General features: G+C 68.3%; 26 protein-coding genes and 1 riboswitch. Of the genes, 13 read left to right on the top strand and 13 right to left on the bottom strand.

The genetic code is table 11. The features are described 5' to 3' along the window. Positions 1–71 precede the first annotated feature (71 nt). Positions 72–503: a CBS domain-containing protein gene (locus tag J3S89_RS18215; protein ID WP_217929319.1), complete on the top strand. Its 432-nt coding sequence runs from the start codon at positions 72–74 to the stop codon at positions 501–503. Between the two features lie 97 nt (positions 504–600). Here the strand turns inward: J3S89_RS18215 and J3S89_RS18210 are convergent, their stop codons facing one another. The 6 genes from J3S89_RS18210 to yidD all read right to left on the bottom strand — a co-directional run bounded on the left by J3S89_RS18210 (position 601) and on the right by yidD (position 6,598). After that, entirely contained in the window at positions 601–1,575 is a 975-nt protein-coding gene (locus tag J3S89_RS18210; protein WP_217929318.1) for a patatin-like phospholipase family protein, read from the bottom strand. Positions 1,576–1,667: 92 nt separating this feature from the next. Beyond that, complete coding sequence (locus tag J3S89_RS18205; protein WP_217929317.1) at positions 1,668–2,840, bottom strand: alpha-D-ribose 1-methylphosphonate 5-triphosphate diphosphatase; 1,173 nt, start codon at positions 2,838–2,840, stop codon at positions 1,668–1,670. A gap of 67 nt (positions 2,841–2,907) precedes the next feature. Next, positions 2,908–3,411: a phosphoribosyl-AMP cyclohydrolase gene (gene hisI / locus J3S89_RS18200; protein WP_217929316.1), complete on the bottom strand. Its 504-nt coding sequence runs from the start codon at positions 3,409–3,411 to the stop codon at positions 2,908–2,910. A gap of 73 nt (positions 3,412–3,484) precedes the next feature. After that, positions 3,485–3,892 carry a NifB/NifX family molybdenum-iron cluster-binding protein gene (locus J3S89_RS18195; protein ID WP_217929315.1) on the bottom strand — a complete coding sequence of 136 codons (408 nt, stop codon included), beginning with the start codon at positions 3,890–3,892 and terminating at the stop codon, positions 3,485–3,487. Between the two features lie 239 nt (positions 3,893–4,131). Further along, positions 4,132–6,120: a threonine--tRNA ligase gene (thrS, locus tag J3S89_RS18190; RefSeq protein ID WP_217929313.1), complete on the bottom strand. Its 1,989-nt coding sequence runs from the start codon at positions 6,118–6,120 to the stop codon at positions 4,132–4,134. 70 nt (positions 6,121–6,190) lie between these two features. Beyond that, on the bottom strand, positions 6,191–6,598 hold the full coding sequence (gene yidD, locus J3S89_RS23215; protein ID WP_217929312.1) for a membrane protein insertion efficiency factor YidD: 408 nt from the start codon (positions 6,596–6,598) through the stop codon (positions 6,191–6,193). A 108-nt stretch (positions 6,599–6,706) separates the two neighbouring features. Between yidD and J3S89_RS18180 the strand changes: the two genes are divergently transcribed. The 3 genes from J3S89_RS18180 to J3S89_RS18170 all read left to right on the top strand — a co-directional run bounded on the left by J3S89_RS18180 (position 6,707) and on the right by J3S89_RS18170 (position 10,114). Continuing rightward, a complete protein-coding gene (locus J3S89_RS18180; RefSeq protein ID WP_217929311.1) occupies positions 6,707–7,309 on the top strand; it encodes an HD domain-containing protein in 603 nt (200 codons plus the stop codon). 140 nt (positions 7,310–7,449) lie between these two features. Beyond that, positions 7,450–9,510 (top strand): DNA topoisomerase IV subunit B, encoded by a 2,061-nt coding sequence (gene parE, locus J3S89_RS18175; protein WP_217929394.1) that lies wholly within the window; start codon positions 7,450–7,452, stop codon positions 9,508–9,510. Between the two features lie 358 nt (positions 9,511–9,868). Beyond that, the gene (locus J3S89_RS18170; RefSeq protein WP_217929310.1) at positions 9,869–10,114 is read left to right on the top strand and encodes a hypothetical protein; all 246 of its coding nucleotides are present in this window, start codon (positions 9,869–9,871) and stop codon (positions 10,112–10,114) included. 60 nt (positions 10,115–10,174) lie between these two features. Here the strand turns inward: J3S89_RS18170 and J3S89_RS18165 are convergent, their stop codons facing one another. Further along, positions 10,175–10,615: an iron-sulfur cluster assembly scaffold protein gene (locus J3S89_RS18165; RefSeq protein WP_217929309.1), complete on the bottom strand. Its 441-nt coding sequence runs from the start codon at positions 10,613–10,615 to the stop codon at positions 10,175–10,177. Positions 10,616–10,827: 212 nt separating this feature from the next. Here J3S89_RS18165 and folE point away from each other — a divergent pair, with 212 nt between their 5' ends. Beyond that, the gene (folE, locus tag J3S89_RS18160) at positions 10,828–11,457 is read left to right on the top strand and encodes a GTP cyclohydrolase I FolE (RefSeq protein WP_217929308.1); all 630 of its coding nucleotides are present in this window, start codon (positions 10,828–10,830) and stop codon (positions 11,455–11,457) included. 106 nt (positions 11,458–11,563) lie between these two features. On the opposite strand, the gene J3S89_RS18155 is transcribed toward folE, so the two are convergent. The 3 genes from J3S89_RS18155 to J3S89_RS18145 form a co-directional block, all read right to left on the bottom strand. Further along, on the bottom strand, positions 11,564–13,018 hold the full coding sequence (locus J3S89_RS18155; protein WP_217929307.1) for a catalase: 1,455 nt from the start codon (positions 13,016–13,018) through the stop codon (positions 11,564–11,566). A gap of 93 nt (positions 13,019–13,111) precedes the next feature. Then, positions 13,112–13,684 carry a hypothetical protein gene (locus J3S89_RS18150; protein ID WP_217929306.1) on the bottom strand — a complete coding sequence of 191 codons (573 nt, stop codon included), beginning with the start codon at positions 13,682–13,684 and terminating at the stop codon, positions 13,112–13,114. A 134-nt stretch (positions 13,685–13,818) separates the two neighbouring features. After that, entirely contained in the window at positions 13,819–14,625 is an 807-nt protein-coding gene (locus J3S89_RS18145) for an enoyl-CoA hydratase (RefSeq protein WP_217929304.1), read from the bottom strand. A 101-nt stretch (positions 14,626–14,726) separates the two neighbouring features. On the opposite strand from J3S89_RS18145, the gene J3S89_RS18140 reads away from it, so the two are divergent. The 3 genes from J3S89_RS18140 to rpsI all read left to right on the top strand — a co-directional run bounded on the left by J3S89_RS18140 (position 14,727) and on the right by rpsI (position 16,361). Continuing rightward, the gene (locus J3S89_RS18140) at positions 14,727–15,188 is read left to right on the top strand and encodes a PaaI family thioesterase (protein WP_217929302.1); all 462 of its coding nucleotides are present in this window, start codon (positions 14,727–14,729) and stop codon (positions 15,186–15,188) included. Between the two features lie 223 nt (positions 15,189–15,411). Continuing rightward, the gene (gene rplM / locus J3S89_RS18135) at positions 15,412–15,873 is read left to right on the top strand and encodes a 50S ribosomal protein L13 (RefSeq protein WP_217929300.1); all 462 of its coding nucleotides are present in this window, start codon (positions 15,412–15,414) and stop codon (positions 15,871–15,873) included. Positions 15,874–15,875: 2 nt separating this feature from the next. After that, entirely contained in the window at positions 15,876–16,361 is a 486-nt protein-coding gene (rpsI, locus tag J3S89_RS18130) for a 30S ribosomal protein S9 (protein WP_217929299.1), read from the top strand. Positions 16,362–16,461: 100 nt separating this feature from the next. Here the strand turns inward: rpsI and J3S89_RS18125 are convergent, their stop codons facing one another. Continuing rightward, positions 16,462–16,761: an SH3 domain-containing protein gene (locus tag J3S89_RS18125; RefSeq protein WP_217929298.1), complete on the bottom strand. Its 300-nt coding sequence runs from the start codon at positions 16,759–16,761 to the stop codon at positions 16,462–16,464. A gap of 135 nt (positions 16,762–16,896) precedes the next feature. On the opposite strand from J3S89_RS18125, the gene speB reads away from it, so the two are divergent. From speB to bluB, 4 genes are all read left to right on the top strand, one after another. Next, positions 16,897–17,883 carry an agmatinase gene (gene speB / locus J3S89_RS18120; RefSeq protein ID WP_217929297.1) on the top strand — a complete coding sequence of 329 codons (987 nt, stop codon included), beginning with the start codon at positions 16,897–16,899 and terminating at the stop codon, positions 17,881–17,883. 71 nt (positions 17,884–17,954) lie between these two features. Next, entirely contained in the window at positions 17,955–18,998 is a 1,044-nt protein-coding gene (argC, locus tag J3S89_RS18115; protein ID WP_217929296.1) for an N-acetyl-gamma-glutamyl-phosphate reductase, read from the top strand. A gap of 350 nt (positions 18,999–19,348) precedes the next feature. Next, positions 19,349–20,680 carry a dicarboxylate/amino acid:cation symporter gene (locus J3S89_RS18110; protein WP_420801348.1) on the top strand — a complete coding sequence of 444 codons (1,332 nt, stop codon included), beginning with the start codon at positions 19,349–19,351 and terminating at the stop codon, positions 20,678–20,680. Between the two features lie 101 nt (positions 20,681–20,781). Beyond that, positions 20,782–20,977, top strand: a riboswitch (cobalamin riboswitch). 88 nt (positions 20,978–21,065) lie between these two features. After that, complete coding sequence (bluB, locus tag J3S89_RS18105; RefSeq protein WP_217929392.1) at positions 21,066–21,896, top strand: 5,6-dimethylbenzimidazole synthase; 831 nt, start codon at positions 21,066–21,068, stop codon at positions 21,894–21,896. Here bluB and J3S89_RS18100 read toward each other — a convergent pair. Next, positions 21,795–23,273 carry a hypothetical protein gene (locus J3S89_RS18100; protein ID WP_217929295.1) on the bottom strand — a complete coding sequence of 493 codons (1,479 nt, stop codon included), beginning with the start codon at positions 23,271–23,273 and terminating at the stop codon, positions 21,795–21,797. The two genes, bluB and J3S89_RS18100, sit on opposite strands and share 102 nt — an antisense overlap. 222 nt (positions 23,274–23,495) lie before the next feature. Next, entirely contained in the window at positions 23,496–25,298 is a 1,803-nt protein-coding gene (gene phaC, locus J3S89_RS18095; protein ID WP_217929294.1) for a class I poly(R)-hydroxyalkanoic acid synthase, read from the bottom strand. Positions 25,299–25,573: 275 nt separating this feature from the next. On the opposite strand from phaC, the gene J3S89_RS18090 reads away from it, so the two are divergent. After that, complete coding sequence (locus tag J3S89_RS18090) at positions 25,574–25,900, top strand: hypothetical protein (RefSeq protein WP_217929293.1); 327 nt, start codon at positions 25,574–25,576, stop codon at positions 25,898–25,900. Positions 25,901–25,956: the final 56 nt, after the last annotated feature.

Here is a 25,956-nt window from a genome sequence, read left to right as displayed (position 1 = left end):
CGGCAGAGGGCGGCGTCGGAACCCGATCTAATCGGTTCGTATCCGAGCCGGAGTCTCAGGAGGAAAGTGCCATGACCGTTGCCGCCATTCTTTCGCAAAAGGGCCGCCAGGTCGTCACCATGGGTCCGAAGCAGACGTTGCGCGAGGTCTGCGAGACGCTCGCCACCCACAAGATCGGCGCGGTGGTGCTGATCGACGGACAGGGGCGCATCGCCGGCATTCTCTCCGAGCGCGACATCGTGCGCGCGCTCGCCGGCGAGGGCGCCGCGGCGCTCGACCGCGCCGCCGAGAGCCACATGTCGACCAAGGTGATGACCTGTGTCGAGAGCGAGACCACCGACAAGGTGCTGGGGCGCATGACCGCCGGCCGCTTCCGCCACATGCCGGTGGTGCGCGAGGACCGCCTGATCGGGGTGATCTCGATCGGCGACGTGGTGGCGCGGCGGATCGAGCTGGCCGAGCAGGAGGCCGCGCAGATGCGCGCCTACATCGCCACGGCGTGAGCGACGCCCCTCGGCACCGAGCGAAGGGCCGAGATCGAACGAACGGGCGCGGCGGCGAGGGCTTCCGCGCCCGTGGTCGTCTTCGCGGGGCGGCGGCTCAGCGTGTCAGTTCGGCGATCAGGGTGGTCACGTCGGGCAGGGCGCGATCGGTGGCGGCGAGGCCGATGGCGATCGCCTCCTCGGCGCGGTGGAAGTCGAAGAGGCCGATGTGGGAGAGACGCGGCGCGATCATCACGTCGGGCGGATCGCCGGCGAGGCGGGAACGGGTGATGCGGTCCTGGATGATGTTGAAGCTCTCCATCATCACGCCGGAGAGGCCGGGCTTGTCGCCGGTCCCGCCGAGCAGGCGCCGGAACAGGCTGGGAGCGAAGCCCTCGCGCGGGTCGGGGGCGAGGTCCTCGGCCGGTTCGGCCGGCAGCGACTGGACCACCGTGCCGTGGCCGACGGCGTCGGCGGAGACGTTGACGGCGATCACCAGTTCGGCGCCGAGGGCGCGGCAGACCGAGACCGGCACCGGATTGACCAGGGCGCCGTCGACCAACAGGCGGCGGCCGAGCCGGACCGGCTCGAAGATGCCGGGCAGGGCATAGGAGGCGCGCAGGGCGTCGACCAGCCGACCGGAGTTCAGCCAGATCTCGTGGCCGGTGGCGAGTTCCGTCGCCACCGCCGTGAAGGGCCGGTCGAGGTCCTCGATGCGAATGTCGTCGAGGTGGGAGACGATCAGGCGGGCGAGCCGGTCGCCGCCGACGAAGCCGGATCCGCCGAGACGCAGATCGAGCAGGGCGAAGACCCGGCGCGGCGTCAGTTCGGCGGCGAAGGCCTCCAGCCGATCGAGGCGGCCGGCGAGATCGCAGGCCCCGACCACGGCGCCCATCGAGGTGCCGGCGACGACGTCGGGGACGATCCCGGATTCGCGCAGGCGTCGCAGCACGCCGATCGCCGCCCAGCCGCGCGCGGCGCCGCCGCCGACCGCCAGGCCGATCTTCGGCCGGCGCGGCGGCTCCACCGCCGGGCCGCCGCCGTGACCGTCGCCGGTCGTCCCGAACAGTCGCCGCGTCACACCTTCGAGCATGGGACCCTCCTTCGGATCACGACTCGATTTGGAGACTGAAACGATTTGATTCAAGAAGAGTGAACGTGCGGCGGAATTTCAGGGCGCATGCGTCAGCCGATGCGGGCGCCGTCGGCGCAATGGGCGAGGCGGCCTTCGACGAAGGTGGCGACGACGCGGGGCGGACGGCCGGGGCGGGCCTCGACGGCGATCACGTCGGCGCGCAGGCCGTCGTCGAGGCGGCCGCGATCGTCGAGGCCGAAGGCGCGGGCGGGGTTGGCCGAGACGAGGTCCCAGGCGGTCTCGATCGGGCGGACGCCGTCGGCGGCGAGGCGGAACGGGGCGGCGGCGAGGGCGGGGTAGAAATAGTCCGAGGCGAGGATGGCGCAGAGATCCTTCGCCACCATGTCGGCGGCGGCGGGGCAGCCGGTGTGGCTGCCGCCGCGCACCACGTTGGGGGCGCCGAAGACGGTCGCCTCGCCCATCGCCACGGCCTCGCGGGCGGTCGGCTCGTCGATCGGGAATTCGGCGACGGCGACGCCGAGGCCGCGATACCAGCGGCGCATGTCCGGCGACATGTCGTCGTGGGAGAGCATGGGGATCGAGGCTTCCCGGGCGGCGGCGGCGAGGCGCTCGACCGAGGGCGCGACGGCGGGCTCGCGGGCGTGGACGTCCTCGACCAGGGCGAGGAAATCGCGCGGGTCGAGGCCCGAGCGCTCGATCATTTTGGCGAGTTTCTCCGGCTTGCCGCGATATTTGGCCATGCCGGTGGTGTGGTCGTTGAAGGCGAGGCAGCCGATGCGGCGCGCGGCGATCCATTCGAGGATCTCGGCCTCGCCGTCGAGATTGTAGGTCTCGTGGCGCAGGTGATAGCGGGTGTCGACGAGGAGGTCGGGGCCTAGCGTTTCCAGGGCGTCGAGCAGGGCGCGGGCGTTCTCGGCGCCGCGCAGGCCCGGTTCCCACGACCAGGTGACGCCATGAAAGGCGGTGGTGATGCCGTTCGCCAGCATCTGGCGATCGGTGTCGAAGAGCGCGGTGGCGAGGTCGAAGCCGACACCGGGGCGCGGCATCAGCTGGCGTTCGAAGGCGTCGCCGTGGACGTCGACGATGCCGGGCAGCACCAGGAGGTCGGTCGCGTCGAAGCGGCGGTCGGTGGCGCCGGCTCCGTCGGCGATGCGGCCCTCGGCGAGGGTGAGCGTCGCCGCGTCGAGCCGGCCGTCGGCGAGGACGCGCCCGCCGGCGAGCGACCAGGAGGGACGGCGAGCGGCGGGGGGCTGAGGCGACATGGGAGGCTCCGGGTCGAAGGGAACGTTCCGTTTCCTCCGCGACGATGAAGCCCCGATGACGGTCGCCTCACGCCTCGTCGTCGCAGCCGCAGCCGGGGCCATGGGCGTGGCCGGAGGCGGTGCCGTAGACCGCCTTCGGATCGAAGGCGGGATCACTCTCGACGAAGGCGAGGGGGGCGCCGGGGTGGCCTACCGGCACCTCACGATAGAAGCAGGAATGAAAGCCGCGATGGCACGAGGCGCCGTGGCCCTCGACCGCGACCTCGAGCACGACCGCGTCCTGATCGCAGTCGACGCGCAGGCGCTTCACCAGTTGGCGGTTGCCGGAGGTCTCGCCCTTGACCCAGAGCGATTTCCGCGAGCGGCTCCAATAGGTGGCGACGCCGGTTTCGATGGTCTTCGCCAGCGCCTCGGCGGTCATGTGGGCGAGCATCACGACGTCGCGGGTCGCGACGTCGACGACGACCGCCGTGACGAGGCCGTCGGCGCCGAAACGCGGCATCAGGGTCGTGCCCATCTCGAGGGCGTCGGCATCGCCGGCGGGGGCGGGGAAGAAGGCGGTTTCGGTCATGGGAGTCGATTAGGCGCCGCTCCCGCGCGGGTCAAGGCCGTGGTCGGTGCACGAGAGGAGAACCTCGGCCGGGTCAGCCGTGGTCGTGTCCCCCGCAACAGCCCGTTTCGCCGCCGCCGCCACAGCTGCGGTTCCGGGCGAAGGCGGGCAGTTCACCGGCCGCGAAGGCACGCGCGGCGTCGTCGACGTCGGCGCAGTCCTCGGCGAAATAGGGATCGATCCCGGCGTCCAGGAAGCCCATCCGCGGACGAACGCCCATGCCGCCGGTGACGATCGCCGAGACGCCGGCCTCGGCGAGCGCCGCCACGGGCGCGAGGCAACCGCCGTGGTCGTGGTCGGGTGGGGCGAGAAGCGAGGTTCCGAGGATCCGCCCGTCGTCGATCTCGACCAGGGTGAAGACGTCGCAATGGCCGAAATGCGCGGAGATCGAAGCGGTGAGGCCGCCGGGGGCGTCGGAGGGTATGGCGATGGTCCGGGTCACGGTTCGGATCCTCTCTTCGTGGGGCACGCTCGCGACGCGGAAGGCGGGCGAGACGGCGGGTGGTCGACGCATTCGATGCGCCGCGCCCCTCGGACTGACGGACCTTTGAACATATATGACAAGTCGAACTTTTTCGACGTCGCGTCTCGGCTCATCCGCGCGGCAGCGGGGCGCGAGGCCACCCTCGGATGCGACGAAGGGCGCCATCGGCGCCCTTCGGTTGGTTCGGATCGTTCGCCTCAGGCGTCTGCGCGCTCGCGCTTCACGTCGGGCGGCACCGCTTCCTCGGTCAGCTCGACGATCACCTCGGCGAGGGGCTTCACCGTGTTGGCCTGGGAGCCGAGACGGCGCACCGCGACGGTGCCCTCCTCGGCCTCGCGCTTGCCGCAGACCAGGATGACCGGGATCTTGGCGAGCGAGTGTTCGCGGACCTTGTAGTTGATCTTCTCGTTCCGGAGATCGACCTCGGCGCGGAAGCCGGCCTTGCGCAGCTTCTTGTGGACCTCGGCCGCATAGGCGTCGGCGTCGGAGGTGATGGTGGTCACCATCACCTGGGTCGGCGCCAGCCACAGCGGGAAGTGGCCCGCGTAGTTCTCGATCAGGATGCCGAGGAAACGCTCCATCGAGCCGCAGATGGCGCGATGGATCATCACCGGGGCCTTCTTCGATCCGTCGGCGTCGACGTAGAAGGCGCCGAAGCGCTCCGGCAGGTTGAAGTCGACCTGGGTGGTGCCGCACTGCCATTCGCGGCCGATCGCGTCGCGCAGGGTGTATTCGAACTTCGGGCCGTAGAAGGCGCCCTCGCCGGGGTTGATCGCGGTCTTGATGCGTCCGCCGGACTGGGCCGCGATCTCCTCCAGCACCTTGCCCATGACCTCCTCGGCGTGATCCCACAGCGCGTCGGAGCCGACGCGCTTGTCGGGCCGGGTCGAGAGCTTGACGGTGATCTCGTCGAAGCCGAAGTCGGAATAGACCGAGAGGATCAGGTCGTTGATCTTCATGCATTCCTCGGCCATCTGAGCCTCGGTGCAGAAGATGTGGGCGTCGTCCTGGGTGAAGCCGCGCACGCGCATCAGCCCGTGCATGGCGCCGGAGGCCTCGTAGCGATGGACGAGGCCGAATTCGGCCAATCGCATCGGCAGTTCGCGGTAGGACTTCAAGCCGTGCTTGAAGATCTGGAGATGGCCGGGGCAGTTCATCGGCTTCAGCGCGAAGATGCGCTTGTCCTCGGTCTCGTCACCGGCGGACTCCACCTGGAACATGCTCTCCTTGTACCAGCCCCAGTGACCGGAGGTCTCCCAGAGGACCTTGTCGAGCACCTGGGGGGCGTTGACCTCCTGGTAGTCCTCGACGAGACGCCGGCGCATGTAGGCGGTGAGGCTCTGGAACAGCGACCAGCCCTTGGAATGCCAGAAGACGACGCCCGGTCCTTCCTCTTGGAAGTGGAAGAGGTCCATCTCGCGGCCGAGGCGGCGATGATCGCGCTTCTCGGCCTCCTCGAGCATGGTGAGATAGGCGGCGAGGTCCTTGTCGTTCAGCCAGGCGGTGCCGTAGATGCGCGACAGCATCGGATTGTTCGCATCGCCGCGCCAATAGGCGCCGGCCACCTTCATCAGCTTGAAGGAGGTGCCGATGAAGCCGGTCGAGGGCAGATGGGGGCCACGGCAGAGGTCGAACCACTGGCCCTGGGTATAGATCTTGATCGGCTCGTCGCCGGGGATGGCGTCGATCAGCTCGACCTTGAAGGTCTCGCCCATGGCGGCGAAGCGGCGCTTGGCCTCCTCGCGCGGCATCACCTCCTTGGTGAAGGCGGCGTTGCGGGCGATGATCTCGCGCATCTTGGCCTCGATCGCCGGGAGATCGTCGACCGCGAAGGGCTTCGGAGCGCCGTCGGCGTCGACCCGGTAGAAGTCGTAATAGAAGCCGTTCTCGATCGACGGGCCGATGGTCACCTGGGTGCCGGGGAAGAGCTCCTGGACCGCTTCCGCCATCACGTGGGCGGCGTCGTGGCGGATCAGCTCGAGCGCTTGCGCGGTGTCGTCCTTGGTGATGAAGCGCAGGCGCGCGTCGCGGCTGATCGGATCGGAGAGGTCGGTCTCGACACCGTCGACCTCCATCGCGAGGCACTTCTTGGCGAGCGACTTGGCGATCGATTCTGCGACTTCGCGGCCGGTGACGCCGGCTTCGAAGGATCGGGACGCGCCATCGGGGAAGGTGATCGAGATCATGGGGCAGCAGCTCCTCGTGGGCTCACTCCCGGCAACAACCCGGGTAAGCGAGGGGGGATGTGACGCCTCCTCAGAGGCGTGTGGTGATGTGGTCGCCGGTCCAGCGGCCGTAGCGCCAGGGCATATACCAGCGCGAATCGGGAGGCAATTGCTCCGGAATCGGGTCGAGGCCGTTCGGACCCCAGGGGTGGCATCTGAGAATCCGGGCGAGCCCGATCCAGAAGCCGGCCCACAGACCGTAGGTGGCGATCGCCTCCTCCGTATATTCCGAACAGGTGGGGAAATAACGGCAGGTGCGGCCCATGAAGGCGGAAAACGTCAGCCGATAGGCGCGCACGAGCAGGCGCGCCAGAAGCACGTGCGGCCGCTTCCACGAGGCGGCGAGCGGTTCGAGCGGGCGCCCGCGCGGGGTCGCCGCCGCGCCGGAACGCTCGTCGGGAGAGGCATATCGCAAGGGAATGCGGCAGCGGAGGCACATGGCGGTTGCGTGATCGGGCCGATCGGGTCAGTTTCCGGTGCGATGCACCATGAGACCGAGACTTATCCCAAGTTTCGGCGCGATGCAGCCGAAACCCGAGATCCGCCCATGACGCCGCGCCCGACGAGCCCCGTTCCTCACGCCATCGCGCGGCTGAGCCATGCCGCGCATTGGGCGGCGAGGGCGCACAAGGATCAGCAGCGCAAGGGCATCGACGCCGAGCCCTACGTCAATCATCTGCTCGAGGTCGCCGAACTGGTGGCCCATGCCGACGAACCCGGCCCGATCGAGGTGGTGATCGCGGCGCTCCTCCACGACACGGTCGAGGACGTCGGCGTCACCGAGGCGCAGCTGGTGACGGAATTCGGGCCGCGCGTCGCCGAGCTGGTGATGTACGTCACCGACGACAAGACGCTCTCCAAGGACCGTCGCAAGGCGGCGCAGATCGAGCACGCGCCGGGCCTGCCGCACGACGCCAAGCTGATCAAGCTCGCCGACAAGACCTCCAATCTCCGCGCGCTGGTGCGCACGCCGCCGGTCGGCTGGACCGAGGCGCGGCTCCTCGACTACGTCGACTGGGCGGCGGCGGTGGTCGAAGCCTGCGGGCCGGTCGATCCGGGTCTCGAGCGCGTGTTCTGGGAAGCGCATGCGATCGCCGCTCGGGCCTATGGCCGCGGACGGGCGGCGGAGGCGGACGAAGCGTTGCCGTGAGGATTTCCGGCCGGCATGGGGGTGGATATGTGGAGGACGGAGGGAACGAGTCGTGAACACGGGTTTTCGCGGCGCGGAATTCCGTGACATGATGCCGAGTGATTCGTGACGCGAGGCGCGCGAGAGGGTATTTGGGCAGAATGATGGGCGACGACGATCTCTTCGGGGGAGCGGTTCCGGTGGCGCCGAAGCGCGAGACGGCGACCTCCAAGGCGGTCGCGGTCAAGGCGGCGCTGGCGACGGCCGCCAAGCGCGCCACGCTCGGCGAGAGCGACTACGACGCCTCGCACATCGAGGTGCTGGAGGGGCTCGAGCCGGTGCGCCGGCGGCCGGGCATGTACATCGGCGGCACCGACGAGAAGGCGCTGCACCATCTCTTCGCCGAAGTGATCGACAATTCGATGGACGAGGCGGTGGCGGGGCATGCCTCCTACATCGACGTCCGGCTCGACGCCGACGGCACGCTGACGATCACCGACAACGGGCGCGGCATCCCGGTCGATCCGCACCCCAAGTTTCCGGGGAAATCGGCGCTCGAAGTCATCATGACGATGCTCCATTCGGGCGGCAAGTTCGACGGCAAGGCCTACGAGACCTCGGGCGGTCTGCACGGCGTCGGCGTGTCGGTGGTCAACGCGCTCTCCGATTTCCTCGAGGTCGAGGTCGCCAAGAACCGCCATCTGTGGCGCCAGCGCTTCTCGCGGGGACAGCCGCAGGGCCCGCTCGAGGATCTCGGCGAGGTGATGAACCGGCGCGGCACGACCGTGCGGTTCCGGCCGGACCCGCAGATCTTCGGCGAGGGCGCCCGCTTCAAGGCGGAGCGCATCTTCAAGATGGCGCGGTCGAAGGCCTATCTCTTCGGCGGCGTCGAGATCCGCTGGTCGTGCGCGGCCGAGTGCATCGCCGCGAGCGATCCGGTTCCCGACAAGGCGGTCTTCCATTTCCCCGGCGGGCTCAAGGACTTTCTCGCCGAGCGGCTGAAGGACGAGCGGCTGGTCGTCGACGACGTCTTCGCCGGCAAGACCGCCAAGACCTCCGGTCACGGCGCGGTCGAATGGGCGGTGGCCTGGTTCGCGGGCGACGGTTTCGTCTCGTCCTACTGCAACACGGTGCCGACGCCGGAGGGCGGGACGCACGAGGCGGGGCTTCGGCTCGCGTTGCTGCGCGGGCTCAAGTCCTATGCCGATCTCGTCGGCAACAAGCGCGCGGCGCAGCTCACCACCGACGACGTGATGACCTCGGCCGGGGCGATGCTCTCGGTCTTCATCCGCGAGCCGGAATTCGTCGGCCAGACCAAGGACAAGCTCGCCACCGCCGAGGCGACGCGCATCGTCGACACGGCGATCAAGGACGCCTTCGATCATTTCATCGCGGCCTCGCCGGCCAACGCGGCGAAACTGCTCGAATGGACCATCGAGCGCGCCGAGGAGCGGCTGAAGCGGCGCCAGGAGAAGGAAGTCCAGCGCAAGACGGCGGTGCGCAAACTGCGCCTGCCGGGCAAGCTCGCGGACTGCTCCAATTCGGCGGCGCAGGGGTCGGAACTCTTCATCGTCGAGGGCGATTCGGCCGGCGGCTCGGCGAAACAGGCGCGCGACCGCGCCAATCAGGCGGTGCTGCCGCTCCGCGGCAAGATCCTCAACGTCGCCTCGGCGACCCGCGACAAGCTCCAGGCCAACCAGCAACTCGCCGATCTCGTCCAGGCGCTCGGTTGTGGGATGCGGACGCAGTATCGCGACGAGGATCTGCGCTACGACAAGATCATCGTGATGACCGACGCCGACGTCGACGGGGCGCACATCGCCTCGCTGCTCGTCACCTTCTTCTGGCGCGAGATGCCCAATCTGATCCGCCACGGCCATCTCTTCCTGGCGGTGCCGCCGCTCTATCGGCTGACCCACGGCGCCAAGACGGTCTATGCCCGCGACGAGGCGCATCGCGACGAGCTGATGCGGACGATCTTCAAGAACAAGAAGCCCGAACTCGGCCGCTTCAAGGGCCTCGGCGAGATGATGCCCAATCAGCTCAAGGAGACGACCATGAATCCGAAGACGCGCACTCTTCTGCGCGTCGACATCCTCGACGCCGACGAGACGCCGACGATGGATTCGGTCGAGCGGCTGATGGGCAACAAGCCCGAGGCGCGGTTCTCGTTCATCCAGGAACGCGCCGCCTTCGCCGACGAGGCGGCGCTGGACATCTGATCGGCACGGGCGCGTGCTCCTGCTCCGGGAGACGCCGTCCTGTCCGGACCCCGGCCGGGACGCGGCGCGGTTCCGACGAACGATGGACCCGACGGGCCATCGGCGCCGATGGACAAGACGGCATACGGGATATGCCGTAAGTCATGATATACCGTAGGTCATGGACGTGGTGCGTGTCCCGTGACCGACTCTCGGAGACCATCGATCCGGACGTCACGGCCGATGGTGCGGGCAGACCGCATCGATTTCGTCACTTCTCTTCCGGGTCGCCGTCGACACCTCGGGGCACCGGCCTGCAAGACGCGTTCGAACCGAACCGAGGTTCGGAGGGACGTTCGCCATCGAGGAGGGAGTGAAGATGCGCACATGGGTCGCGACGCTGATGATCGCCGGGACGACGCTGGTTTCGGTCTCGAGCACCGCTTGGGCGGACCGCATCTATTCGTCGATGGAGAAGTGCAACCGCAAGTGCCACGGCGTCTGCTTCATGGAAGCGGAAGGCGCGCACTGCTATTGGGGCGCCCTCAAACAACCCGGCAAGAAAGTCGTCGAGCCGAAGATGAAGCCGGTCCGTCCCGGGGACATCAAACCACCGCGCAACTGACCCCCCAGCCTCGAGGCGGCCGGTTCGGCGGATGCGTAGCGGCGGGCGGCGCGACCGTCGTCACTCGGCCGCGCTCTTCGCCTCGATCTCCTCGATCGCCTCCACCGTCGCCTCGAAGGGGAGCAGCGTCGAGGTGTGGCGGGCCTTGTAGTCGCGGACCGGCTTGAGCAGGGCGAGGTCGGCGAAACGGCCGGTGGGGTGAGGGCCGTTCTCCTTCAACATCGCCTTCAGGGCGTCGCGCGCCTCGCGGATCTCGGCGGTGGTCGCACCGATGACGTGGCGCGCCAGGATCGAGGCGGAGGACTGACCGAGCGCGCAGGCCTTGACCTCGTGGGCGTAGTCGGCGACCCGGTCGCCGTCGAGGACGAGGTCGACGGTGATCCGCGAGCCGCACAGACGCGAATGGTGGGTGACGCTCGCCTGGGGATGCTCGAGCCGGCCGATGCGCGGAATGTCGAGGGCGAGGGCCAGAATCTGCTTGTTGTAGATGTCGTCGATCATCGAACACACCATTGTGGAAAGCCGCGACGCCGTGGCCCTGTCGAAACCGGATCGAGTTATTATATACTGGGAAACCGCGATCGCCGCATGATGCCCCGAAACGGGAGCAGGAGAGCGTCGACACGCGGAGAGGGATCCCAGATCCGGTGATCCGCGCAACATGTGGAACCGTAGATTTGGGTGAAGTGCTCCACCAACGGGAGATACCAACCATGGATGCCGTCGTCGATGCCCGCCGTGAGGCGGGCGCCGCGAAGTTCGCGCCGGTCACGAGACCCAGCCGCGAAGACGCCGAGGCTGCCGTGCGTACCCTGCTCCTCTGGGCGGGTGACGATCCGAGCCGCGAGGGTCTGATCGACACGCCCAAGCGGGTGGTCAAGGCTTACGAGGAACTCTATCGCGGATACACCGAGGATGCGGGCGAGGTTCTCGACCGTGTGTTCGAGGAGGTCGAGGGATACGGATCGATCGTGCTGGTGCGCGACATTCCGTTCTTCTCGCATTGCGAACACCACATGGTTCCCTTCGTCGGCAAGGCGCACATCGCCTATTATCCGTCCAAGGGGGTCGTGGGCCTGTCGAAGCTCGCCCGTCTGGTCGACGTCTATGCGCGCCGGCTGCAGACCCAGGAGAGCCTCACCGCGCAGATCGTCAACGCCATCGAGGACTATCTCGGTCCGCGCGGCGTGGCGATCATGATCGAGGCGGAGCACATGTGCATGTCGATGCGCGGCGTCCAAAAGGCGGGCGTGTCGACCCTGACCACCGAATTCACCGGGGTCTTCCGCGAGGATCCGGCCGAACAGGCCCGGTTCATGATGATGGTCAAGGGCGCGCGCTGATCGCGACCGTCCTTCCCGACGCATTCGAAGGCCGCGGAGCGATCCGCGGCCTTCGTCGTTTCGGGGCGGAGCCGTCCTCGTCGACGCTCGCGTGAGGCCGTCGACCTCACTCCGCGGCGATCGTCGCTACGAGGGCGGCGCGGACGCCGGCGGCATAGTCCGGGTGCACCTTCTCGAAATGGGCGAGCTGGCGCTCGACGATCTCGCGCGGCACCCCGCCCATGGCGGCGGCGATGTTCGCATAGAGCCGGGCCTTCTCGCCGGCGTCGAAGAGGTCGAACAGGGCGCGCGGCTGGACGTAGTCGTCGTTGCCGGCGCGGTGGTCGTGACGGCTCATGGGGCCGGTCACGGCGAGCGGCGGTTCGGCGACGGAGGGATCCTGCTTCGGCCCGCCGAAGGAATTCGGCTCGTAATAGGCGTCGGCATTGCCGGTCGTGGAGCCGAAGAAGCGCATGGCGCCGTCCTTGTGGTAGTGGTGGACCGGGCACTTCGGGGCGTTCACCGGCAGCGCCTCGTAATGGGTGCCGAGCCGGTAACGATGGGCGTCCGCATAGGAGAAGATGCGGGCCTGGAGCATGCGGTCGGGCGAGGCGCCGATGCCGGGCACCATGTTCGACGGCGAGAAGGCGGCCTGCTCGATCTCGGCGAAATAGTTCTCCGGATTGCGGTTCAGCTCGATCACGCCGACGTCGATCAACGGCGCCAAGGCATGCGGCCACACCTTGGTGAGGTCGAAGGGATCGAAATCGAAGCGGGCGATCTCGGCCTCGGGCACGATCTGCACCTGCATCTTCCAGCGCGGGAAGTCGCCCTTCTCGATGGCGCCGTGGAACTCCTCTTGGAAGCTCTCGCGCGAGCGGGCGACGACCTGCGCCGCCTCGTCGTTGGTCCAGTGGCGGTGGCCCTGCATCGTCTTGAAGTGGAACTTGACCCAGAAGCGTTCGCCGGCCGCGTTCCAGAACGAATAGGTGTGGGAGCCGTAGCCGTTCATGTACTGCGGCGCGACCGGCAGGCCGCGATCGGAGAACAGGATCGTCACCTGATGCAGGCTCTCCGGCGACAGCGACCAGAAGTCCCACATCGCCGTCGGCGAGCGCAGGTTGGTGCGCGGGTGGCGCTTCTGGGTGTGGATGAAGTCGGGGAACTTGAGGGGATCGCGGATGAAGAACACCGGCGTGTTGTTGCCGACCAGATCCCAGTTGCCCTCCTCGGTGTAGAACTTGATCGCGAAGCCGCGCACGTCGCGTTCGGCGTCGGCGGCGCCCATCTCGCCGGCCACCGTCGACATGCGCATCAGCACGTCTGTGGTCTTGCCGACGGCGCCGAAGATCGCGGCGCGGGTGTAGGCGGTGACGTCGTTCGTCACGGTGAAGGTGCCGAAGGCGCCCCAGCCCTTGGCATGGACCACGCGCTCGGGGATGCGCTCGCGGTTCTGATGCGCCAGCTTCTCGATCAGCTGCCAATCCTGCAGGGCGATCGGCCCGGGATGGCCCATGGTCAGGCTGTTCTGATTGTCGGCGACGGGCGCGCCGGCGGTGGTGGTCATACGCGTGTCGGTCATGGTCTCGTCCTCTCGGGTGTCACTGGAGGGGACGATAGGTGTCGACAGATCATCGGTCCAATCGATGATCTGAAAAAGTTCCATAGATCTCCTCTATGAAAGTTCCTCGGTCTCACCGGCCCGGGCGCGGCGCCTGATGTCGCGGGCATCGGCGACGTCGACCAGCCCGAGGCCGGCGACGAAGACGAGGAGGAGGATCCCCCAGACGACCATCGCGACGAGGGCGAGGAAGCCGTCGACGACCGGATCGAGGCTCAGGAGCGCTCCGGGGAGGGCGTGGCGGTCGCGGATCAGCACGTCGAGGAGCACGCCGTAGAAGGCGGTGGTGCCGAGGGCGATCACGGCGGTGGTGAGGTCGATCGCGAGGCGGCGTAGGCGCGGGTGGCGCGCGGCCGAGATCGCCATCAGCATCAGGCATTGAACGGTCGTGGCGAGGCCGACGACGGCGAAGCCGACCAGCGCGACGGCGGCGCGTTGCTCGTTCGGACGCACCTCGCGCCCGTAGAGGAGCATCAGCACAACTGCCAGCAGGATCGTCGCCCAGGGCAGCACCCACAAGGGGCGCAGATAGAGGCGGTCGTCGACGGGGCCGGTCCGGAGATCGTCGGCGGGGAGCGGCTCGGTCGCGTCGGTCGAGGGCAGTCGGGTCGGGGGGGCGCTGGTCACGGGCGGGTCTCGCGCGGCACGCACGCCGGGTGGTGGCGCCGATCACACCGACCATGACTCGATCGACGACCGCCGTCGAGCGGCCGGCGCGACTGCGGTGACGAGCGTTGCATTCCGGCCGCAGCCGGGGCCGATCAGCGACCTTCCCAGACCGGCGTCCGCTTCTCGACGAAGGCGGAGATGCCTTCCTCGGCGTCGCGGATCAGCATGTTCTCGACCATGACGCGAGCGGTCAGTTCATAGGCGTCGGCGAGGCCCATCTCGGCCTGGGCGTAGAAGGCCTCCTTGCCGATCTTCAGGGTGAGCGGGGATTTCGAGGCGATCGCCCGGGCGAGGGTCTCGGTCTCGGCCGTCAGGGCCTCGCGGGCGACGACGCGATTGACGAGGCCGAGGCGGGCGGCCTCGGCGGCGGAGACCGGGGCGCCGGTCAGGAGCATCTCCATGGCGTGTTTGCGCGAGAGGTTGCGCGACAGCGCCACCATCGGCGTCGAGCAGAAGAGGCCGATGTGGACGCCGGGCGTGGCGAAGCTCGCGCCCTCGGCGGCGACGGCGAGGTCGCAGGAGGCGACCAACTGGCAGCCGGCGGCGGTGGCGACACCGGCGACCTCGGCGATCACCGGCTTCGGGCAGCGCACGATCGACAGCATGAGGTTCGCGCAGGTGCGCATGGTGGTGGTGAAGAAGCCGCGGCCGCGGTCGGCGTCGGCGCGCGCCGCGGTCAGCTCCTTCAGGTCGTGGCCGGCCGAGAAGGCGGGGCCCTCGGCGGCGACGATCACCACGCGTACCGCCGGATCGGCGCCGGCCGCCGCGATCGCCTCGGTGAGGGCGGTCATCATGCGCATCGAGAGCGCGTTGCGGCGCTTGGCGTCGACCAGGGTGATGCGACGCAGGCCATCGCCGTCGACGATCGTGATCGGGGCGATTTCAGCGATTTCCGACATGGCACTTCCTCTCCAATAGGGCTTCTTCTTTTCCTATTCGTCACGTTATTCTAACCGAAGAAGAGCGTCGGTCGAAACGCGAATTGGGGGACGGGGACGAGATGACGGGTGGTGGACGCGCGCGCGCGGCGATGACGGCGGAGGAGGTCACGGCCTTCATCGCCCGGGAGTTCCCTCAGGTGAGCGGAGGCATGGGCGCGCCGATCGTGGAGGCGGCGGACGCGCGGCACACGCGCGTGCGGCTCGTGGTCGACGGCCGTCACCTCCGGCCCGGTGGGACGGTCTCCGGGCCGGTCCAGTTCTATCTCGTCGATCTCGCCGCCTTCATCGCGGTGCTGGTGGCTGTCGGGCCGGTCGGGCTCGCGGTCACGACCTCGGCCAACATCAACTTTCTGAAGAAACCGGCGCCCACCGATCTCATCGCCGAGACGCGGATCTTGAAGCGCGGCAAGCGGCTCGTGGTGATCGATTGTCTCGTCACCTCGGACGGCGACACCGACCCGGTGGCGCACGCCGTCCTGACCTATTCGATCCCGCAGGTCGAAAAATCTGCGGTATCATGATACCAAGTTCTTCTTATTATGTTACCGCATAAGTCAAGCCGTTGTTTTCGTGTGGTTTAATCCTTTTTGAAGTGTCGCCCCGGTGCTTGACAGGGGGGGCGAACTTGCGTATCTCCAGCCGCGAGACGGCGGCCCTCGGGCCGTCATCGTCGTTTCCGGTGTCGAGCGCCCGTCGGGTGTGGGTTTCGCCGGATCGTTTCGACCGGCACGAGGTACGAAGAAAATGAAGACTTTTTCTGCCAAGCCGGCGGAGGTCGAAAAGAAGTGGGTGCTCATCGACGCCAAGGGGCTCGTCGTCGGGCGTCTGGCTTCGCTGATCGCCATGCGTCTGCGTGGCAAGCATCTGCCGACCTTCACGCCGCACGTCGATCTCGGTGACAACGTCATCGTCGTCAACGCCGACAAGGTTGTCCTCACCGGCAACAAGTACAACGACAAGGTCTACTACTGGCACACCGGCTACCCGGGCGGCATCAAGGAGCGCACCGCGCGCAAGATCCTCGAGGGTCGTTTCCCGGAGCGCGTGCTCGAGAAGGCCGTGCAGCGCATGCTGCCGCGCGGGCCGCTCGCCCGTCAGCAGCTGACGCACCTCAAGATCTATGCCGGCGAGACTCATCCGCACGAGGCCCAGCAGCCGGCGGTCATCGACGTCGCTGCTCTCAACCGTAAGAACGCGAGGGTCTGATCATGGCCGATATTCAGTCCTTCGAGGAACTGGGCGCCGCCGTCGGTGCCGTCAAGGCCGAGGCGGTCGCCGCCCCGGTTCACGAGCGCAAGGTCGATTCCTTCGGCCGTGCCTATGCCACCGGCAAGCGCAAGAACGCGATCGCTCGCGTCTGGCTGACCCGCGGCACCGGCAAGATCACCGTCGACGGCAAGGACTTCAGCGCCTATTTCGCGCGCCCGGTGCTGCAGATGCTGATCCTCCAGCCGATCCTCGCCGCCGATCGCGACGGCCAGTTCGACATCGTCGCCACCTGTGAGGGCGGCGGTCTGTCGGGCCAGGCGGGCGCTCTGCGTCACGGCATCTCCAAGGCGCTCACCTATTTCGAGCCCGAGCTGCGCGGCGTGCTGAAGCCCTACGGCTTCCTGACCCGCGACAGCCGCGTCGTCGAGCGCAAGAAGTACGGCAAGCGCAAGGCTCGTCGGTCCTTCCAGTTCTCCAAGCGCTGATCTCGGCGTTTCGGCAGAGCCGAATTCGAGAAGGGCGGTCCCGGCGGGGCCGCCCTTTTTCGTCGTCCGGACGCTCTCTTCGTGGTCCGGGCGGGCGCGATCACAGGCACTTCAGATAGGCGTCGAAGACCCAGCCGAGCGGGTCGCCGATGGTGCCGGCCATGTCGGAATCGTGGATATAGGCCCAGCTCTTGCCGCGCGCGGTGGTGCGGGTGCGCACCCAGACCCAGACGCCGTTGGCGATGGTGCCGACGATGCGGCCGTTCGGTTCCTCGCGCACGTTGAGGAGCGTGCCGGTCGGGTCGGAGACGACGCAGACCCGGTCGCTCAATTGCGCTTCGGCCGGCGCGGCGAGGGCGCAGAGGGCGACGGCGAGGGCCAGGGCCGAGAGTGTCTTCATCGTCGTCTCTCCCGATGTGGCGCCGTCGCGGAGCGATCGCGGGCGCGGTGGCGGTCGGCGATGGTGGCAATTCCGGCCGCCTCGGCTATGGTCTCACGACCCGCGAGGGCGGGAAAGAGGAGAGGAAACACGACCATGGCAGCCGGCACGGGTGACCCCTTGCGTCCGCGTCCGACCGACAACGCGGTCTTCGGCCCCGCCACCGGCGGCGCGGCCGAGCCGACCTACGGCGGCGCGCTCTCCTTCATGCGGCGGCGGTATTCGCGCGACCTCGACGGCGTCGACGTCGCGATCCTCGGCATTCCCTTCGACGCGGCGGTCTCCAACCGGACGGGGAGCCGATTCGGGCCGCAGGCGATCCGCCGCGCCTCGGCGATCCTCGACGGGGATCCGCAATATCCGTTTCATCAGGATCCGTTCGAGGTCCTGAAGGTGGTCGACTGGGGCGACGTCTCCTGGGACTACGCCAAGCCGTGGTTGGCGCACGACTGCATCCATGCTCAGGCCTCCGACATTCTCGCCTCCGGCGCCAAGCTGTTCTCGCTCGGCGGCGATCATTCGGTGACCTATCCCTTGCTGGTGGCGCATGCCGAAAAGCACGGGCCGCTCGCCATCGTCCATTTCGACGCCCATCAGGACACTTGGGGCGACGAAGGCGAGGCCGGGCCCGGCCATTGGACCGATCACGGGGCGTTCGTGCGGCGCGGGGTCGAGGCCGGGGTGATCGACGCTTCCCGCTCGATCCAGATCGGCATCCGGACGCACGCGCCGCGCGACTGCGGTCTCGAAATCGTCTGGGGCTGGGAGATCGAGACGCGGGGCATTCGCGATGTGGTCGAGCGGATCTACGCCCGGGTCGGGGAGGCGAAGACCTACATGACCTTCGACATCGACTGTCTCGACCCGGCCTTCGCGCCGGGGACGGGGACGCCGGTCGCCGGCGGGCTCACCTCGCGCGAGGCGCTGTGTATCCTGCGCGATCTCGGCCGGATCGACTTCGTCGGCGGCGACGTGGTCGAGGTGGCGCCGCCCTACGATCACGCCGACCTCACGGCGATCGCCGGGGCGGCGGTGGCGCAGACCTGGCTCGGGCTCGAGGCGGAGAAGCGACGAGAACGATGAGCGGAGGGGGCGTCTTCCCCTCGTCGTCGAAATCCGTCATACCGCTCGTCTCGCTTTCCCGAGGATCGATCATGTCCGAGACCATCAACGTCGCCATTCTGGGTGCCTCCGGCTATACCGGCGCGGAACTGCTGCGCTTTCTGCTCAATCACCCGAAGGTGCGCATCGCGGCGCTGACCGCCGACCGTAAGGCCGGCTCGACCATCGCCGAGGCCTTCCCGCAGTTCTTCGGGATCGATCTGCCGCGTCTGATCACCATCGCCGAAGTCGATTGGGACGGGATCGATCTGGTCTTCTGCGCCCTGCCGCACGCGACCACGCAGGCGGTGCTGAAGGAGGTGCCGAAGCGGATCAAGATCGTCGATCTCTCGGCCGACTTCCGTCTGTCGGATCCGACGGCCTACGAATATTGGTATGGCGGCGCCCATCAGGCGCTCGAGCTGCAGGCGGAGGCCGTCTACGGCATCACCGAATTCGCCCGCGAGGCGGTGGCGAAGGCGCGGCTCGTGGCCAATCCGGGCTGCTACACGACCTGTTCGCAGCTGCCGGTGATCCCGCTCCTGGAGGCGCAAGCGATCGATCCGGACGAGATCGTCATCGACGCCAAGTCGGGCGTCTCCGGCGCCGGGCGCTCGGCCAAGGAGGCGAACCTCTTCACCGAGGTCTCCGAGGGCTTCCATGCCTATGGCGTCGGACGCCACCGCCACATGGCCGAACTCGAGGAAGGCTTCAGCCGCGCTGCCGGCCGGCCGGTGATCCCCGCCTTCACGCCGCATCTGGTGCCGATGAACCGGGGCATGCTGGCGACGATCTACGTCAAGCCGGTGGGGGAGGCGACGCCGCGCTCGCTCCACGCGATCCTCGAGGCGCGCTTCGCCGGCGAGACCTTCGTGAAGGTGCTGCCCTTCGGCACGGTGCCGCAGACCCGCCACGTGCGCGGCTCGAACCGGACCTACATCTCGGTCTTCGAGGATCGGCGGCCGGGTCGGGCGATCATCATGTGCGTCCTCGACAATCTGGTCAAGGGCGCCTCGGGGCAGGCGATCCAGAACATGAACGTGATGATGGGTTGGGACGAGGCGCTCGGGCTCGAGGCGGTCGGCGTCTTCCCCTGATCGGATCGAACGGAAGCCCATGGACGAGGGGTGGCGGAGACGCCGCCCCTTTTCTTTTTCGCGGTGCGAGGTCGATCCGCGCCGTCCGTAGGATTGCGGAGGTGGAAAACCGCAGGTCTCGGCCATCTGCCATCAAGTCTTTGAAATCATTCCATCCCCGGTGAGGCCCCGGCGACGGCTGCGGAAAACCGCAATTGCCGCGATGCCGTCCCATCCCTTAGCGGAAGGGTCCAGCGCGGCATGCGGAGCAGACCTCCTGAAATGCATGCGTCATCGATATCGCAGAGCGAGACGACGGGCCGATCGGGGAGATCGGCGCGAACGGGGGAGACTTATCCATGCACGTCCACATGCCCGATCACGTCCTGCCGGAGATGCCGGCCGAAGTGAAGAAGAGCTGGCACCAGATCCTCTATGTCCAGGTGCTGATCGCCATCGTGCTCGGCGCCGTGGTCGGCTGGCTGTTCCCGCAGTTCGCCACCAACGAGTGGGTCAAGGCGATGGGCGACGGCTTCATCAAGCTGATCAAGATGGTGATCGCGCCGATCATCTTCTGCACGGTGGTGTCGGGCATCGCCCATATCGACGACGCCAAGAAGGTCGGCCGGGTCGGCGTCAAGGCGCTGGCCTATTTCGAGATCGTCTCGACCTTCGCGCTGGCGATCGGTCTGATCATCGGCAATCTGGTCGGGCCGGGCCACGGCTTCCAGGGCCATGCCGACGCGGCGGCGGTGGCGAAATACGTGGCGCCGGACAAGCAGATCAAGAGCGTCGACTTCGTGCTGCACATCATCCCCGACAGCGTCGTGGGCGCCTTCGCCAACGGCGACGTGCTGCAGGTGCTCCTGTTCTCGATCCTGTTCGGCTTCGCGCTGATGATGCTGGGCGAGAAGGGCAAGCCGGTGCGCACCCTGGTCGACGACGTGGCGCAGGGCGTGTTCGGGGTGATCGGCATCGTCATGAAGGCGGCCCCGATCGGTGCCTTCGGCGCGATGGCCTATACGATCGGCAAGTTCGGGCCGCAGGCGCTCGGCAATCTCGCCGGTCTGATCGCCACCTTCTACGTCACCGCCGCGCTGTTCGTGTTCGTGGTGCTCGGCACGATCGCCAAGATCGCCGGCTTCTCGATCGTCCGCTTCCTCGCCTACATCAAGGACGAGCTTCTCGTCGTGCTCGGCACCTCCTCCTCGGAGAGCGCGTTGCCGCAGCTGATGGCCAAGCTCGAGCGGGCCGGCTGTTCCAAGCCGGTGGTGGGTCTGGTGGTTCCGACCGGCTATTCGTTCAACCTCGACGGCACCAACATCTACATGACCCTGGCGACGCTCTTCATCGCCCAGGCGCTCGGGTTCGATCTCTCCTTCCAGCAACAGATCACCATCCTGGTGGTGGCGATGCTGACCTCCAAGGGCGCCTCGGGCGTCACCGGCGCCGGCTTCGTGACGCTCGCCGCGACGCTCGCTGTGGTCGATCCGCGCCTCGTGCCGGGGATGGCGATCGTGCTCGGCATCGACAAGTTCATGTCGGAATGCCGCGCGCTCACCAATCTCGTCGGCAACGGCGTCGCCACCGTGGTGGTGGCGTGGTGGGAAGGCGAGCTCGACCGCGAGAAGCTCGACGCGGCGCTGCATCCGGTGACGGTCGAGGCGACCACCGCGATCGGCGAGGTCTCGCCGGCGGAGTGATCGCCGCGCGCCACGTCGATCTCGGCCCGACCCGCCCGGAGCGATCCGGGCGGGCTTTTCGTGTCGGCCGCGACGGCTCTTTCCGGCGGCGCCGGTTCGTGGCATCCAGGGGGTGGTTCGGTGCCCGCGCGAGCGGGAGAATCGGGAACGCGGTGGAAGTCCGCGACGTGCCCAACACCGTGAAGGGGGACTGCCCCGGCACCCGCAGGACGCGGGACGAGCCACCGGCCACGGCCGGGAAGGCGCCGGGGCGGGAGGATCCTCAGTCGGGAGACCGGCCGAACCGAACGGACGGCGCGTCTGGTCGACGCGCGGTCGTGCCGACACGAGGGGATCGTCGATGTCGCACTCCAGTCCCAGTCCCGCCGGCGCGGGCGGTTCGCGCATGCCTTCGTCCTCGGCCTCGTCGCCGCCCCTCGAGGGGCCGGCTCTCGACCGGGTGACGGTCACGCCCTTCGCCGAGGCGGATCGCGCGGCGGTCTATCGGGCGATCGAGACGCGGCGCGACGTGCGCGCCGAATTCCTGCCCGATCCGATCGATCCGGCGCTTCTCAGGCGGTTGCTCGAGGCGGCGCATCGCGCGCCCTCGGTCGGTTTCATGCAGCCGTGGAACTTCGTGGTGGTGCGCGATCCGGCGACGCGGAGCCGGGTGCATGCCGCCTTCACCTCGGCCCATGCGGCGGAGGCGGCGCTGTTTCAGGGCGATCGGGCGGCGCGCTATCGGGCCTTGAAGCTCGAGGGCCTGCGCGAGGCGCCGGTCCACGTGGTCGTCACCTGCGATCGGGATCGCTGCGGGCCGGTGGTGCTGGGGCGCAGCGCCGATCCGGCGACCGATCTCTACTCTTGCGTCTGCGCGGTGCAGAACCTGTGGCTGGCGGCGCGGGCGGAAGGGATCGGCGTCGGCTGGGTGTCGATCCTCGACAAGGGGCGGGCGCGGGCGATCCTGGGGATCCCCGAGGCGATCGAGATCGTCGCCTATCTCTGTCTCGGCAAGGTCGACCAGGCCTTTGCCTCGCCGGAACTCGAGCAGCGCGGGTGGCGGGCCCGGCTGCCGCTCGACGATCTGATCTTCGAGGACGGATGGGGTCGGCCGGCGCCGGTCCCGCTCGGGCGATCAGCGCGGAGTTCGGACGTGGACGACGGCGTCGCTGTCGGCGTAGAGGCGCCTCCAGCCGGGCGTGCGGTCGAGCAGGCCGACGATCGGCAGACCGGGTGAGAGCAGGGTCCATCCGATGCGCGGATCGGCGAGGAGGCGGTCGAAGGCGTCGACCGTCTGGAGATTGACGCCGTCGCGATAGAGCGCGACCCGGTCGCCGCCGTAGAGCTCGGTGCGGCCGTCGATATAGGTCGGCACACCCCGCGAGATCAGCCAACCACCGAAGCTGTAGCCGTTCATCACTTCGCCGGGGATCCCGGCGGCGCGCACGGCCGCGAGCGCGGCGGCGGGGGCGTGATCGGTCGGCAGGGCCGGCGGGCGGACGACGACCAGGGCGGCGGCGACCAGTCCGATCAGGCCCCACAGCGCACCGACGCCGCGGGAGAGGGCGAAACGCGTCCGCGTTCCCGGCCCGGCGACGCGCGCCAGGGGCTCGATCAGCACCAGCGGGCCGAGGAGGCCGAGCAGCGCGCCGTGGCGGACATGCGCCAGCGCCATGTGGAGGAGCATCAGCACCACCGCGAGGCGCACCGCCGAGATGCGGGTGCGGGTGGTCGCCAGAAGCGCGATTCCCCCGAGAAGGAGGAGTTCCAAAGGGCCGATCCGGGCGAAGCTCTGCGGCTGCCATTCCATGATCAGCGACTGGATCCCCTCGAGGCCGATCACCGAGACGGCGGCCCGCCACACGCCCCAGCCATAGGGGTGGATCAGGGTGGCGGCGACGGCGGCGACGAGGAACGCCGCCCAGCCGAAGCCGAGACGGAAGCGATCGGCCGGGGCCGCGCGCAGGATCGCCTCGACCGCGAAGGCGGGGACGAGGGCGAGGCCGAGCAGGAACGAGCCGTGCAGATTGGTCCAGACGACCATGGCGAGGAGGACGAGGAGGGGCGGGCGCCGGGCCGTCTCGGCGGCATGGATCAGCGCCAGCGTCCAAACCACCATCGGCACCCAGGCGAGCGTGTGCGGCCGGGCGAGGACGGCGCCGGCGGCGAGCGGGTAGGCGAGGGCGATCAGAAGTCCCGCCGCCAGCGGCGACAGACGGGCGAAGGCCTCGCGAGCGATCACCGCGAAGGCGAGGGCGGCGGCGGCGATGGTCGTCAGCGCCACGGCCGGCCAGCCGCCGAGCCGGAAGGCGCCGGCGAGGATCACCTGCGACAGCCATTCCTTGGCGATCCAGGGGGCACCCGTCACCGTCCAGGACAGGGTGTCGGTGGTGGGGAAGCGGCCGGTGTCGAGGATCGTCCCGCCGACGAAGACGTGCCAGGGCGTATCGCCGTCGCCGAGCGTCGCGCGGGCGTCGAGGGCGAGGAGTACGACGGCGGCGGCGAAGGCGGCGACGGCGACGTCGAAGCCGACGGCCCGGCTCGGCGCCGCCGGCGGCAGGGTCAGGAGCGATCGGAGATAGGTGATCGTCGGGGAGCGGGGGGAGAGGGACACGGGGCGCGCGGATCTCGGAGGGCGCGGGGCGCCTCGACGCCGCCCGGGAGACGGCCGACGCGGACGCTCCCGCTCGCGGAAGGGCTCGGCCCCATCCTGTCACGGCGGTGCTTGCGATAGTCTCAACGGCCGGCGCGGCCGGCCCGGAGGGCGTCGCCGGGGCAATCGTGAAAGAGGGGCGCGGGAGACCGCGCCCGCTCTCGGGCTCGGGTTCGTTCAGGCTCAGGCGCGCGCGCGGACGTAGGAGCCGGGGGCGTCCTCGATCGGCTTCAGCTTCTTGCCGCCGGGGACCCGGGCCTTGACCATCTCGGGGGCGAGCGAGAACAGCCAGTCGCGCCAATGGGGCCACCAGGTGCCGGGATGCTCGGTGGCGTGGGCGAACCAGTCCTCGAGCGTGCCCTCGGGCTTGCCGCCGGTCCAATACTGATATTTCGGCTTGCCGGCCGGATTGACGACGCCGGCGATGTGACCGGAGCCGCCGACCACGTATTGGACCTCGCCACCGAAATATTTGCAGCCCTCGAACACGGACTTCGCCGGGGCGATGTGGTCCTCGCGGGCGGCGAGATTGTAGATCGGGATCGTCACCTTCGAGAGGTCTAGCCGGACCCCGGCCAATTCCATGCGGCCCTGGCTCAGATTGTTCTCGAGATAGCAGTTGCGCAGATACTGGCTGTGGTTGGCGGCCGGCATCCGCGTCGAGTCGGAGTTCCAATAGAGCAGGTCGAAGGGGAAGGGTTCCTTGCCCTTGAGGTAATTGTTGATGAAATAGGGCCAGATCAGGTCGTTCGAGCGCAGCATGTTGAAGGCCGAGGCCATCGAGCGGCCCTCGAGGAAGCCGCGATCGCGCATCTTCTCCTCGACGATGCCGATCTGCTCCTCGTCGACGAAGACCAGGAGCTCGCCGGCGTATTTGAAGTCGACCTGGGTGGTGAAGAGAGTCGCCGACTTGATGCGGTCGTCGCCGGTCGCCGCGCACCATGCCAGCGTCACCGACAGGAGCGTGCCGCCGACGCAATAGCCGATCGTGTCGACCTCGCGCTCGCCGGTGGCCTTCTCGATCACGTCGATCGACTCGAGAATGCCTTCCTTCATGTAGTGCTCGAAGGACTTCTGGGCCTGACGCGCGTCGGGGTTGACCCAGGAGATCACGAAGACCGTCAGCCCCTGCTCGACCGCCCAGCGGATGAAGCTCTTCTCGGGGTTGAGATCGAGAATGTAGAACTTGTTGATCCACGGCGGCACGATCAGCAGCGGGCGCTTGCGGACCGTCTCGGTGGTCGGGGTGTATTGGATCAGCTGGCAGACGTCGTTCTGCCAGATCACCTTGCCCGGGGTCATGGCGAGGTTCTCGCCGACCTTGAAGCGGCTGGAATCCGACTGACGGATCTTGAGGTCGCCACCGCCGGCGGCGATGTCCTCGGCGAGCATCTTCATGCCGCGCACGAGATTGTCGCCATTGGAGGACATGGTCTCGCGCAGCAGTTCCGGATTGGTCAGCAGGAAGTTCGACGGCGACAGCGCCGAGGTGATCTGCTTGACCCAGAAATCGGCCTTGGCGCGGGTGCGGTCGTCGAGTTCGGCGTCCTTGACCATCCCGTCGGCCCAGCGCGACGTGATCAGGTAGAACTGCTTCAGGAAGTCGAAGAAGGCGTTCTCCTGCCATTCCGGATCGGCGAAGCGTTTGTCCTTCGGATCGGGCAGGGCGACCGGCTCGCTCGCCTCGCCGGAGACGCGCTTCATGGTGGAGGACCACAGATCCATCCAGCCGCCGATCAGGCGCTGCTGCGCCTGGATGGTGCGGGCGGGGTCGGCCAGCCACCATTCGCCGACATGGGCGATGGTCTTGGTGACGACGGCCAGTTCGTCGGCGACGTCGGATTTGGCGTCGCCGGTCTCGCGCGGCTTGAGATAGGCGGCGGCGGCCTTGCCGGCCTGCTCGAACGCGCGGGCGAGGTTGGTGGCGAACTCGTCCGGGTTGTTCACCAGATAACGCAGCAGAGGGTTCTGCTCGGTCTCGGCCATGAACGTCTCTTTCCCTTCCGGCGGAATGATTTGCTCCCCGTGGTGCGGCCGTCGGAACCCCTCGTTCACCACGCTCGGGCCTCTGCGACTACAGGTTCTGGTGACAAGCTCTCCAGAACGCGTATGATCCGCGCGACCCATGTTCTCAGGGATGCTCGCAGGTCGTGACGAAACGGGCAACGAAGAATCACATAGCACAAAGACGAGTGCCAACCCTTGCACCCGCATCGGTTCTGATCCTCGCTCTTCTCACGGCATGTTCGGGCAACGACTACGTGACCAGCGCTCCGCCGGCCGCGCGGACGAGCCCGGTCGCGTCCGCGCCGGCGACGGCCTCGCTGGTCCAGCCCGCGGCGACCGGCGCCGACGGCTATCCCAACATCAACGTCGACACCGCGCGCCGTCTCGGCGGACGGACCCGCTCGACGGCCGATCAGGACCGTCTCGAAGCGGAACTGTTGGCGCTCGGCGCGCGCCAGAAGGCCGGCGCGGACGCCTCCGCCCCGGCTTCGGTGATCGGCGAGTTGCAGGACCTCGGACGTCGCTCCAAGCGCGATGCCGAACAGTTGATCGAGTCCGGCGCGACGCCTTCGCAACCGTGAGGGTCCGCGCGCGATGCTCCTCGCGATCCGCGAGGGGGCGGGGCGCGCGAACGGCG

The sequence above is a fragment of the Pinisolibacter aquiterrae genome, assembly GCF_019160155.1.
GTDB lineage: Bacteria > Pseudomonadota > Alphaproteobacteria > Rhizobiales > Ancalomicrobiaceae > Pinisolibacter > Pinisolibacter aquiterrae.
Note: the sequence above shows the minus strand (reverse complement) of the source record. Positions and strands in the feature narration are given on the sequence as shown.